The organism is Moheibacter sediminis (assembly GCF_900176425.1).
Classification (GTDB): Bacteria; Bacteroidota; Bacteroidia; order Flavobacteriales; family Weeksellaceae; genus Moheibacter; species Moheibacter sediminis.
Map to the genome: position 1 here is coordinate 111,950 of NZ_FWXS01000004.1, position 11,628 is coordinate 123,577.

At 32.6% G+C, this 11,628-nt stretch carries 11 protein-coding genes; 4 read left to right on the plus strand and 7 right to left on the minus strand.

Features of this window, described 5'->3' with window-relative positions; translation table 11 throughout:
* Nucleotides 1-8: 8 nt before the first annotated feature.
* Nucleotides 9-956 carry a bifunctional metallophosphatase/5'-nucleotidase gene (locus B8977_RS07235; RefSeq protein ID WP_084017030.1) on the plus strand — a complete coding sequence of 316 codons (948 nt, stop codon included), beginning with the start codon at nt 9-11 and terminating at the stop codon, nt 954-956.
* A 213-nt stretch (nt 957-1,169) separates the two neighbouring features.
* Here the strand turns inward: B8977_RS07235 and B8977_RS07240 are convergent, their stop codons facing one another.
* Nucleotides 1,170-1,613: a GreA/GreB family elongation factor gene (locus tag B8977_RS07240; RefSeq protein ID WP_084017031.1), complete on the minus strand. Its 444-nt coding sequence runs from the start codon at nt 1,611-1,613 to the stop codon at nt 1,170-1,172.
* A 251-nt stretch (nt 1,614-1,864) separates the two neighbouring features.
* Here B8977_RS07240 and B8977_RS07245 point away from each other — a divergent pair, with 251 nt between their 5' ends.
* The gene (locus tag B8977_RS07245) at nt 1,865-2,170 is read left to right on the plus strand and encodes a TM2 domain-containing protein (protein WP_084017198.1); all 306 of its coding nucleotides are present in this window, start codon (nt 1,865-1,867) and stop codon (nt 2,168-2,170) included.
* A gap of 316 nt (nt 2,171-2,486) precedes the next feature.
* On the plus strand, nt 2,487-3,383 hold the full coding sequence (locus B8977_RS07250) for an AbiTii domain-containing protein (protein WP_084017032.1): 897 nt from the start codon (nt 2,487-2,489) through the stop codon (nt 3,381-3,383).
* A gap of 192 nt (nt 3,384-3,575) precedes the next feature.
* Here B8977_RS07250 and B8977_RS07255 read toward each other — a convergent pair whose 3' ends face one another.
* Genes B8977_RS07255 through B8977_RS07280 form a run of 6 tightly spaced genes read right to left on the minus strand, consistent with a single transcriptional unit; the run spans nt 3,576 to nt 10,190 of the window.
* Nucleotides 3,576-4,250, minus strand: a complete 675-nt coding sequence (locus B8977_RS07255) for an HNH endonuclease family protein (RefSeq protein ID WP_084017033.1) — start codon at nt 4,248-4,250, stop codon at nt 3,576-3,578.
* A gap of 2 nt (nt 4,251-4,252) precedes the next feature.
* Nucleotides 4,253-5,779 carry an AAA family ATPase gene (locus tag B8977_RS07260; protein WP_084017034.1) on the minus strand — a complete coding sequence of 509 codons (1,527 nt, stop codon included), beginning with the start codon at nt 5,777-5,779 and terminating at the stop codon, nt 4,253-4,255.
* Nucleotides 5,780-5,782: 3 nt separating this feature from the next.
* Nucleotides 5,783-6,241 (minus strand): hypothetical protein, encoded by a 459-nt coding sequence (locus B8977_RS07265; RefSeq protein WP_084017035.1) that lies wholly within the window; start codon nt 6,239-6,241, stop codon nt 5,783-5,785.
* Complete coding sequence (locus B8977_RS07270; protein ID WP_159447469.1) at nt 6,241-7,650, minus strand: restriction endonuclease subunit S; 1,410 nt, start codon at nt 7,648-7,650, stop codon at nt 6,241-6,243. The genes B8977_RS07265 and B8977_RS07270 overlap by 1 nt, the downstream gene beginning before the upstream one ends.
* On the minus strand, nt 7,650-9,989 hold the full coding sequence (locus tag B8977_RS07275; RefSeq protein ID WP_084017037.1) for an N-6 DNA methylase: 2,340 nt from the start codon (nt 9,987-9,989) through the stop codon (nt 7,650-7,652). Before B8977_RS07275 ends, B8977_RS07270 begins: the two co-directional genes overlap by 1 nt.
* 3 nt (nt 9,990-9,992) lie before the next feature.
* A complete protein-coding gene (locus B8977_RS07280; protein ID WP_084017038.1) occupies nt 9,993-10,190 on the minus strand; it encodes a helix-turn-helix transcriptional regulator in 198 nt (65 codons plus the stop codon).
* A 357-nt stretch (nt 10,191-10,547) separates the two neighbouring features.
* Here B8977_RS07280 and B8977_RS07285 point away from each other — a divergent pair, with 357 nt between their 5' ends.
* Nucleotides 10,548-11,297: a hypothetical protein gene (locus B8977_RS07285; RefSeq protein WP_084017039.1), complete on the plus strand. Its 750-nt coding sequence runs from the start codon at nt 10,548-10,550 to the stop codon at nt 11,295-11,297.
* Nucleotides 11,298-11,628: the final 331 nt, after the last annotated feature.

The window sequence follows — 11,628 nt, forward strand, 5'->3', positions numbered from 1 at the left end:
ATACTTGGATGGAAACCAGAAGAGAATTTATAAAGAAGGCAGGAGCAGCTTCGTTGTTAACAATAATTCCCGGAGCGGATTTATTGGCAGGCGAGTTGAATCAAATGCAGAAAATAACTATACTTCATACGAATGACCAGCATTCACGCATCGAACCTTTTGAGGTTTCGAGTGATGAAAGGACTTCTAATAAAGGAGGTTTTGCGCGTCGTGCAGCGCTCATCCATAAAATCAGACAGGAAGAACCCAATGTGCTTCTGCTGGATGCTGGCGATGTTTTCCAGGGAACGCCTTACTTTAACTATTATGGTGGAGAGTTGGAATATAAGCTGATGACGCAGATGGGTTATGATGCTTCGACGATTGGAAATCATGAGTTTGATAATGGGTTGGAAGGAATCCTGAAGCAACTGCCTCACGCGGGATTTGATATTATCTGTTCGAATTATGATTTTTCCAACACGATACTGGATGGTAAGTTTAAACCGTTTCAGATTTATAAAAAGGAGGGTGTAAAGATCGGTGTGTTTGGTTTAGGAATACAGTTGGAAGGTCTTGTGGGAAAAGAAATGTACGGTGATACGAGGTATCTGGATCCTATCAAAGTGGCACAAGGAATGGTTCGGTTTCTGCGCCAGGAAAAGGAGTGTGAATTGGTTATCTGTCTTTCTCACTTAGGTTATGAGTATAAAAATGATCCTAAAAAGGTATCAGACATCCATCTTGCACAGAAAACTTCTGGGATTGATTTGATTATAGGCGGACATACGCATACTTTTTTACCGGAGCCACAACAGTTCAAGAATAAAGATGGTAAAATGGTACTTGTAAATCAGGTTGGTTGGGCAGGATTGTATCTTGGACGAATTGATTTTTATATGGAGAAGCGTAAAATCAAAAGGTATTTTACTTATAATCTGAATGATTACAGTATAGGGAAAGAGTTGATGGGGTAAAGTTATTTAAAAAATTTATTATTTATTTTATTGAGAATAAGGATAGTCTTATGTTTAAGCTTTGAATCTCCTATAGTATAAAAAAGAACATAATTATTTAGTAATACCTTATCTGTTCAAAACCATCGTCTGTTTAATTTCATCAAAAGAAATCCATTTTTCAATTTGGGATAAATTTTAGCCAGAGGTGTTTTTATATGACAGTTACCTTGCTCAATCTACTTCTAATATCTGATAAGCTCGCTGTTGGATTGAAAAAGAGTCACCTGTTTTTTTACCGAGTAATTGCTGCGCCAAAGGTGTCTGTTCAGAAATGCTGACGAATTTCTCTCCTTCTATTTGAAATTCCCCCAGACTGGTGATGATCAGAAAATTCCCAAAGGTAGTTTTCACAATACTTCCTGTTCTGATGATCTCGGAAGAGATGTCTGTTAACCTTCTCACATGAGATTGATGCTCCTGAAAAACTGCCAGCTGCCGTTGAATCTGCATGATTTCCTGTTGAAGCATCTCTCTTGAAGTTTCATATTTATCCCCCATACTGCTTTTGGTTTCGGTATTGGAGCTTCGCAAATCATCGATCAGTGCTTGAAATTGTCGGATTTTTTCTTCTACGATTTGATTAAGTTTTGCTATGATTTCTTTTCGGTCTGTCATAAAATGGATTTCGGGATAATTTTTAAGGTGTTTGTCTTAATCAATTGAAAAGCGACATTTTTTTATAATCATAATGATTTACGTTTGAAATACAATAGTACGCATTTCAACAAACATATATCACCGGAAAAACCATCAGCTAAATTTTTTATGGTTATTTTTTTTGAATTATGGTTTTCCTTAATGTGTGTTTGGAAAAAGATTTTATATTTGGCAGATTATTACTCTATTCTATTAAAAATCAAGTCATTATGAATAAACATTATTTGATGTCTCAAATGAAATCAACGGGAATAGCTTATCTGTGTTGGTTTTTTATAGGTTGCCACTATGCTTATCTAGGAAGATGGGGAACTCAGATTTTATACTGGCTTACTTTAGGCGGATTGGGGATTTGGGCATTTATCGACCTTTTTCTGATTCCTTCCAAAGTAAATTCACACAATTTTACCATCGCGCGACAAATCGACCAAATTGAAAAAAGAGAACAAGAAGAATCTCATGCAAGAAATATGGCATTGATGGCGGGGGTAAGTAATATGAATAAACTAACTTAATAAACCTACAAAATATGGGACTATTCGATTTTCTAAAAAAGAAATAATTATCTGAAAATCAAAGATTAAAATCAGAATTTAGAAAGATATTCCTCATTACAAGATGTTGAAAAAGAGAAAATAATTATAAACTAAATCGTGCATTTCATTTTAATGTCAGATTTCATTATAAACTTCAAAAATAGAAATACAACTACAAATGGTAATCATCGAATAATTGGTTGAAAAATTTGCATTTAAGTGTCTGTACCTATTTAGTTTATCTTTGTGTTGTGCGTCAGCTTGAGTGAGAACGTTGAAAAACAAATAACATAAAATGATAAAAGAACTAATTACTGATATAGCTTACGATAAGATTAAATTATCTCAAGGATTAACAAGAGCAAAACTTATTGCAAATGAAATCAAAAATGACATTTTCTCAAAATGGCTAAATAAAGAACTTGAAGGTTACGAATATCAAGATGAATATTTACCAAGCTACAGAAAAATTTGGAGTCTAATTGAACTTGTTATGGAAATTCCAGGTGGAAAATTTAATACTTTTCCAGTAATAGTACCAGAAGATATGGATGAAAAATTTAAAGAATCTGTAAATAATCATTTTATAATAGAACCCATTTCAATAGTTGAGGCACAAATTGAAAGCATTGATAAGCCAAAAGGATACATTAATTTGCCACCACAAATGATTGAAATTTTGGCAAAGCCATTTAAACCACAAATTACTTTATATAGAGGAGTAATTCGTAAAGCTCAAAGAGAAATTGGTAAAGTACATTACCAAAGTGTTATTGAATTAACAAAGCAAAAACTCCTTGATACTTTAATGCAGTTAAATAATGAATTTCCAAACCTTGAAAATAAATACGAAATGACAGAAGAAAATAAAGATAAAGTTCAACATATAATTACAAACAATATTTATGGAAATAGTAATCCCTTGAATATTGCAACAGGAAATAATAATGTGCAAACTATAAATATCACTTCATTAAAATCAGAAGATGTAGAAAAATTAAAATCTTATGGAGTGACCGAAGAAGAGGTTGAGGAACTTAAAACAATTATTGAAGCTAAAACAAATGACCAGCCAAAATTTGTAGAAAAAACTATGAAATGGTTAGGCGGAGTAACTGCTTCAGTTGCAGGAAGAGGACTATATGAAAATATTCCAGCAATTACAGACTTCATTCATAAACTGACATTATAAAAAGCCGAACACACAACAGCAGGTTAGGAAAAATAGCGGGTTTGGTGTTAAATTCAACGACAGTTCTACGATTGCGTTTAATCTTGCTTCATCTATATTAGCGTATTAATTTCCTTTGGTATTGAGTACTCTTTTATTGGTTGCCACATAATTTTCCCAAATGGTATGAATCTGTTTTATCTTATAATATCATCATGAATTATATTTTGGCTGTTTTATCAGCTCATTAAATCTAAATATTATATAGTTACAAAAAGCACTGTACTTTCCATTACTCTTTTCAGTATAAAATTGTTTTTCAGTTTCCAGAATTTTTTTTGTCCAAGTTACTTTAGAGTGTTTGGCTATTAATTTAGTTTTTGCATCTTCCCACAAATTAATCCTTAACTCTTTCAAAGGCTGACAGTTTAATTTTAGCAATTCAATATCATATGCTACATTACTGTTATTCCTATCAACCACTTCGCCAATCAAGTTATACGTTATCAGACTTTCACATACATTTTGATGAGGATTTAAAATTCTAAAAGGAATATTCCCTCTGCTTTTGTCACAATGTTCACCATTATTTATACATACCCCAATCATATTGTTATAAATCAACGATAATCTTTTATGATATGCTTCACTATGAGGAGAGTCAACATGTTTTTCTTGCGAGATATAATGTTCAACTGAAACATACTTCTCATCAACAATTTTTTTCATACAGTAACCACATAGGTAACCTTGTTCGTTTAATAGTGCCTTTTTTAATTTTTTATCTGTATCTCCAAAACCTTTATATGATTTAGGTTCTGGTGTATTATTTCTGTAATCTCTTAGAGTATTGGGTTCTAATACAATCTTCTTCTGAATATACTTCATATCTAATCATAATCATCAAAATTATCTAAAGCTCTTTGGGTTTCTATATCATCAAGACCTCTTTCATTGATAATGTTGTCCAATACTTGTTTAGCCTTATCCAATTGCTTAGATTCTAAAAAATCATAAAAGGAAGATAGTAAATCTTTGCCAATGTCTGAGCTTTTTTCAGTACCGAAAGCTTCAAATAATATCGAATTATAATCTCGCCCCTTGACAAAATACTCTTTATCTGACACTTTTCCCTCCATTAATCTTCTTAGTAATATGTTATGTTTTATACCTCCAATAATTTCGGGAGAGTGAGTTGTTATGATATCAAAATCATTAAATGTGCTTTTAACTCCATCAGTATCGTAATACAAATTTTTAAAGAATTCTTTTTTCCATTTAGGATGTAGGAATGTATCAGGCTCATCAAACAAAAACAAACTTTCATCATTTGTTGAAATAATCTGTTTTAGTCCGTAAATAGATAAAAGTTGTTTCTCACCCTCACTTAAATCTTGGCTAGATATTTCAATATTTTTTTCTGGAGCTATCTCTTTGACTAGCGTAATTTGAACTTTATCCAATAGCCCCATTATATCTAAAGCCAACAGAGTTTGAAAAATGTCTTTTTCTGATGCAAATGAATCGTCTGTACTATACCCAGAAAGATTAAATAAAACGTCTGGAATAAAATAAGAAAATGATATGCCTCTCTTTAGGAATTCAGATTCTTGCGATGCCTTATTAAATTTATCAAGCGCATCTTTGATAATTCCTTTTGCTCCCCAAAATTCTTTTGACGAGCCTTTTGACCAACTTGGACTTTTTAAAACAAGAGTTATATCAGTAAAACCAACAATACCAAATTTTTCCCTTATAAATTTATACACATCGCCACTTTCCTTACAAAAAAGACTAAACAGCAATAAATTAAATTGATTAGGATTAAAGTGAAAAATAGGTGCATTAATATTTAATCCTAATGTTTGCTTGTCACTATCTTCACTAACAAATGTGAACCAATCTTTAAAGAAATCATAGGTGAATTTTTGAGTTAATTTGCTCAACCTTCCATCAAATCCTGCATAATACAGTACTACATTTTTAGGAAGTAAATCTTTTACAAGATACTGTGTTTTGAATAAAAAATTGTTCACATCATCATTGTCAAAAATAGAATCCGTATACTCCAGTCTTATCCAATTTTTATCAATGTTACTAAACTGTAGTTTTATATAATCAATTCTGGAATCCTTAGAGATCGAAGTTTCTTCCAATACTCTTTCTGCCCTAATGAAATACGATATAGTAAATTTGAAATCAATTGACTTGATTTTTTTTTCAATATCTTGTAATGTATTAGCTTCGTATAGATTCCCAAATATCTTTAAGATTCCCTCTAACAGGGTTGTTTTACCAGCACCATTCTCTCCAATAATGACATTGAAAGTATCTTCATTTTGGAACCCTTCTGTAAAGTTGATTTCAAAATCTGAAAGTAACTTATAGTCTTTTATATATAAATTAAGTAGTTGCATAATCTAAATTCTACCTGTTATAATCTGATCAACTAAATTTAAAAGATGTTGAGCCGATAATTGATTTAACTCATCTTGGACAAATGGGAATTCTTCGCCTCGATAATTAGTAACCTTTAATAACCTATAATTATGTGTATTGGCTAAATGTTCTATATGTTTCGATACATCATTATAAACTCTACTAGCACAAATAATAATATCACAATTGTGCTGTAGTATGTAAGCATTCAATCTATCATGTAAATTCCAATGCCATAAATAATCTCCCATACTTTCTATACCTACTTTGATTCCATTACATATCAATACATCTGAAATCTCACCTGATGGCAATGGTAATGAATATGTATGTGAAGTATTTATGTAGAACCTGATTAATTCTTCTCTAATAATCTTAATTGTTCCTGACTTCCCTCTATCTTGGGCACCCCAAACCTGTATGATTGTTTTTTGCTTCATTAGTTTTTAAATATTGTTTTTTCAAAGTCAACGAGAGCTTCTTTTACTAAATTATTAGATACATCGTTGTAATCAGAAGCTTGTAATCTTAACTTCCTGATATTATTAGAAATGATTTGCTGTAGATTTTTATCACTAGGCAAAGGGATTTCTAAATTATAAAAATCACTTGAACTTATTCTAGGCATTCTTACGCCACTATACTTATCACTAATCTGTCTTTGGACTATTGATGAAGAAAGTACATCTAAAAAATAAGACTTGTCAATTTTACTTTCATCAATATTAAAAACAAAAAATTCGGAAGAACAAACAATATCTGAAAAATCACTTGTATTGTGCCAATATTTATTTAAATAAGGTCGTAACTTTCCATAAATAATAAAGTCTTTAGGAACTTTTAGTGTTTGACTTTTTATCTGAGAGCCCTTAACAATTGGTAGGTCTATCAATTTTCCAGTATCTCTCTCTACATTTTCCATTCCTAGGTAATAAAACTCCTCATTAGGATATTTATATGTCTCAAAACGAAGGGACTTCCTGTCAATATCATAGTTAAAACATGTGATTAAAGAAGACAGCTTTACAGTGTTATATATAGACTTTATGTTCAAAGACTGAGATTGTAAGGATAATACATCCCATCGATCTAAATTTTTAAAATTAATAAAGGTCAATCCGTTAATCCCGTGTGAGTTTAAAATATTTTCAACTCCTAACTCCTTTAATAAATACTTTTCAATTTCTTTTTCCGTTTCTTTAGCTTTTATTTTTGCATTCTCTGCATCTATTATCTTTTGATAATAAGCATCTACAAGTTTCTTTTGAGTTATTTCATTAGAAACTTTTTTCTCTTTAGCATCTTCATCATCTAAAGGAGGAAGCGGAATTTCGACTGCTAAAAATAAATTTTCCTGTAAATAGTGTCTATTCGTAGTGCCTGTACTACTATTCTCGCAAAACTTAATAAATTCAGGTGTTGTTGTTATCAATGTCAAATAGTGTGGATTTATTTGAGTGTAATCTACATCAAATGTCCAAAAGTTTCCCGTGATTATCGCTCCATCAACATCTGAAGTGACAACACCAAACGCTCCATTTCTTGCATCTATTTTAGATAAGAGAAACTGACCTTCTTTAATCAAAAATTGATTTTTAGTGCCTATTTTATCACCTATTTGTATATCTCTTAAATAAACACCTCCATTATTTGTTTTAATAGTAACTCTCTTATATTGAATACCATTCAGTATCTCTACATTTGTTTTATTTCTCTTTAAGAATTTACCTATAGGTACAAAAGGGAAATCTTGCTTGAATGAAAACGTATCTTCAATCAGATATTGAACACTCCAATTATAGAGTTTAGAAAACTTAACAAATGTAATATTTGAAATATTATTACTCATTACCATTCAATTACAATCGGTTCAGAATTATTTTTTATCCTTTGTGCTTTACCAGTTTTAGTATTCCATTTATATTGGAATACAGGCTTTAATTCCTTCCATAATTCATTTTGTTTACGATATGGTACGTATTGTGGTAAAATAACATCTTTTAACTCATTATCAATGGATGTTCCAGTACTGCTTATTCCTGCTTTTTCAACAGTGGCAATAGGAATATCATAATCAAATCTTTCCTTTACAATTTGTCTAACTTCCAATTCTATATCTTCTGTAATTTTTCTTTTCCTTACTCTTAATTCTTTTTTTACAGAAGCTAAAGGGGCATCCTTACCTCTTAAAGCTAATTGACGCTCTATGTTTTTTAATTCTTCCTCGTATTTTGCTGATACTTCTGCTATAGCTTCATTTTCATATTGTTTCCAAAGAGAGACTTCATTCTCTGTGAATTTTTTCATAAACAGAAGACTTGATTTTACAGTAGCTCCACTTTTCATAAAGACATCTTGTGGAATAGAAACGATAAGTATTAACTTAGCGACACTTTCAAAATACTGTCTTACTTTTCCCAAATTCTGTGTATTCAACACACCTTCAGGTAAAACAATACCTAATCTACCTCCTGGTTTAAGTAGATTAATACACCTTTCAATAAACAAAACTTCTGTTAGTCCACTTAATCCTTCTTTCCCAATATATAAAGTGTCTAATACTGGCTTTCCTTTGGTCGTTTCTTCGTCAAAAAGAAGTTGTTCCATTGCTTTTTCATAAACCTCTGCTCCATACATTTTTTTGTATTTAGTAATTCGATTTTCATCAGATATTTGGTCAGCTTTGGTTATTAATAATGATTTCTCTACCCTCGCACCAAAAGGAGGATTGGTTAATATAACATCAAATCTATTTTCAAAAATACCGTTGATATTTAAAAGCCCATCTCTATGATGCACTCCACCATGTCCATCACCATGCATAATCATATTCATTTTGGCAGTTCTTGCCATTCTTGGATTAGCATCTGTACCAAAAATACAAGAAGCCGAAAGTTTTTCCAGTCTAGAAATAAACTTACTTTTTTCTTTAGCTATTTCTTGTTCACTACTTTTTCTAATTTGAGTTTCATACCCCAGTTTTTGAATGATAGTGTTGGAAACTTCTTTCAATTTTTCAAGTTCACTTTCCGCCTTTCCTTCCGATAACTCATCAAAAGCAAGGTTAACTTTATCTTTTTCAATTTTAATATCTTGTTCTATCTTGTCTCTAACATATTCAAAAGCTTTAATCAAAAATCCACCAGAACCACAACAAGGATCACACATCACTTCATCTTCTTGAGGATCCAATATATCTACCATAAAATCAACAATGGTTCTAGGGGTAAAAAATTGCCCTAATTCACCTCTAAATGTACCTCCTAAGAACTCTTCAAAGGCAATACCTTTTACATCATCGCTAGTTGTGGATAGATTATATTTTTGAAGTTTACGTACTATATCTTTAAAAGAAGCCTCCTTTATTTTTATCTTTTCATTTTTGTCAAATAATTCATCTTCTTCAAATTCATCCTTTGTCAATTCAAACCAATAATCCATATATGGAATATCATCTTTAGGTCCGTTTCTTTTAATATTAACTGGTCGAATATTTTTCTCGTAATTAGCTTCTTGCTTTTCAAATTGTTTTAGGGTGAAAATATTTTCCTCATCAGGATTTCTTTCGTACCTTATCTTCATAAAGAGAATTTTACTAATCTCATCAAAGGCAGCTTCAGGTGATAATTTATCATTGTTACGGATTACATTATGACATTGGAATAAAAGTTTAGAAAACTCATCACGTTCAAATGCCTTAGTTTGCCCCAATAATTTTTTAATTTTATCATCATTATTTGCTTCTTTGGCATTAGGTATATCTAAAATTTCATCACTTAATGTTTTCGGAGTTACATCCAAATTGACTTTGAAAACTTTTGTTTCCTTTTCGTTAGTTGTTACAAAAAATGGAGCATTTGCAAAACGAGCATAATTTTGACCTTGATAATAATCTTCACTTTTAATATCTATGTATTCTGCTTTACATTCTACAACAATTATTGGGTTCTTTCCTTCTTTTTTCTCTTCTTTACTACGCCAGACAACAATATCGGCACTTGCTCTCCCTGTTCCTCTCTTAGAACCAGTAAGCGAAACTTCTTGCTGCATTTGTTCTAATTCGTAACCATACGAATTGACTAATTTCAAAATGTATTTTTGCCTTACTTCCTCTTCGGGGGTTTTAACCAATTCTTTACCCTTTAGCGGGGCATATATTTTATTACCATTTATTCGAAGCTCTAACATTCTCTATTTAGTTGAGTTTAATAATTCTTTGATATCCACTTTTAACAGTTTTGCAATCTCCGCTAACGTTTCTACAGAAGGCTGCACTTCATTGGTACACCAACGGGAAACCGTACTTGCACTTTTGCCCAGCTCTTTAGCTAACCATTTACTGGTTTTAGATTGTTCTGTCAATACAATTTTCAGTCGATTGATTTTCATACGATGCTATTTAATACGCATATTGTGCGAATTTAATGTTATTAATTATACAAACAAAGCATTGAAAAGGGATTTTTCATTAAGTCCTACTTTGCAATAAGCCCCGAATTTATTCTCCTTTTCCGAACTCATAATTTAAACGTCTCCATGTCATCCTGAACATAGTACTGCGGCGTATTTGAGATTAAGAATTTGATATTAAGAAGGAGAAGCGCAGCTTCGGATAAAGTTCAGTAATCAAGCATAGCTTCGGGTATTTAGCGAAGGATCTAAAAAAAACCAAAAATCCAGATTCTATTCTCTATGAACCATTCTCTATTTTCTAAAAAAAGTATTAACATTTAAAACCCTATTATTATGACAACAAACACCAACGGCGGCGGTCACTCCAATAGTGAGACAGGACACGCCAAAAACGTAGCCCAGTTCCAGAAGATCATTACAAAATGTGAACTGCTCGCGGACTTCAACCCGCCCAATCCGCTCATCTACATGGTTGAGCTCAAAAAATTCTACATATCAGCAAACGAAATCATCCGTTTGGTACATGAGGCAAAAGGAGGAGCCGATGTCTTCATCAATGAACGCCAGATCGAATTCCAGAAGCTCGACTCGGTGTCAACACGTACCATCAACATCCTGGCGGTAATTGCCAACGAACCCAAAATTGTAGCAGATGCACGCACCATAGTGAGAAGAATTCGCGGAGAAGCATCCAAACCCAAAACCGATGAAAACCAACCGGGACAGGAAACCAATACCCCGCGCTCCAACTCCCAGCAGTCTTATGACAAGCTCATCGACCATTTTGTGGCATTGATAGAATTGGTAAAACAGGTCAATGGTTACGAGCCCAACGAAGAAGACCTTACCATTGCAGGGCTCGAAGTATATTTAGCAGACTTGGTCATGCGAAACAAAAACGTAATTCAGGCCAATGCAGAACTCGCAAAAACAAGAAAAGAAAGAGACAAAAAGCTCTACCATGCTGTCGAAGGTCTTGTCAACAGAGCAAAACTCGTAAAGCTTTACGTAAAAAGTCTCTATGGGTCATCAAGCACAGAATACAAACAAATCAACGCAATCAAATTCCGAACATTACAATAATAAAAACCCAACACCCGCAAAACATAGCTTTCTGTGGGTGTTTTTATCATTCCGACCTCCTCTCATTCTAAGGTCTATGTCATTCCGAGATTTGATATTAAGAATTTGATATTAAGAAGGAGAACCGATAGGTTCGGACAAAGTTCGGTCATCAAGCGCAGCTTCGGACAAAGTCCGGTCTGGGGATTAATGAAGGATTTCACCACAGAGATGTTTCATTCCGACCCTATTATCATTCCGTTTTCCTGACTGTGCCGCCCGTTATTGCGACTGCGCACTCCGTTATCCCAACTTCACATTCCGTTATTGCGACTGTACGCCCCGTTATAGT

Bases quoted from the DNA above. Each gene is read 5' to 3' on its own strand.
- B8977_RS07235 (WP_084017030.1), top strand. From the start codon at position 9: ATGGAAACCAGAAGAGAATTTATAAAGAAGGCAGGAGCAGCTTCGTTG.
- B8977_RS07240 (WP_084017031.1), bottom strand. From the start codon at position 1,613: ATGACAGACCGAAAAGAAATCATAGCAAAACTTAATCAAATCGTAGAA.
- B8977_RS07245 (WP_084017198.1), top strand. From the start codon at position 1,865: ATGAATAAACATTATTTGATGTCTCAAATGAAATCAACGGGAATAGCT.
- B8977_RS07250 (WP_084017032.1), top strand. From the start codon at position 2,487: ATGATAAAAGAACTAATTACTGATATAGCTTACGATAAGATTAAATTA.
- B8977_RS07255 (WP_084017033.1), bottom strand. From the start codon at position 4,250: ATGAAGTATATTCAGAAGAAGATTGTATTAGAACCCAATACTCTAAGA.
- B8977_RS07260 (WP_084017034.1), bottom strand. From the start codon at position 5,779: ATGCAACTACTTAATTTATATATAAAAGACTATAAGTTACTTTCAGAT.
- B8977_RS07265 (WP_084017035.1), bottom strand. From the start codon at position 6,241: ATGAAGCAAAAAACAATCATACAGGTTTGGGGTGCCCAAGATAGAGGG.
- B8977_RS07270 (WP_159447469.1), bottom strand. From the start codon at position 7,650: ATGAGTAATAATATTTCAAATATTACATTTGTTAAGTTTTCTAAACTC.
- B8977_RS07275 (WP_084017037.1), bottom strand. From the start codon at position 9,989: ATGTTAGAGCTTCGAATAAATGGTAATAAAATATATGCCCCGCTAAAG.
- B8977_RS07280 (WP_084017038.1), bottom strand. From the start codon at position 10,190: ATGAAAATCAATCGACTGAAAATTGTATTGACAGAACAATCTAAAACC.
- B8977_RS07285 (WP_084017039.1), top strand. From the start codon at position 10,548: ATGACAACAAACACCAACGGCGGCGGTCACTCCAATAGTGAGACAGGA.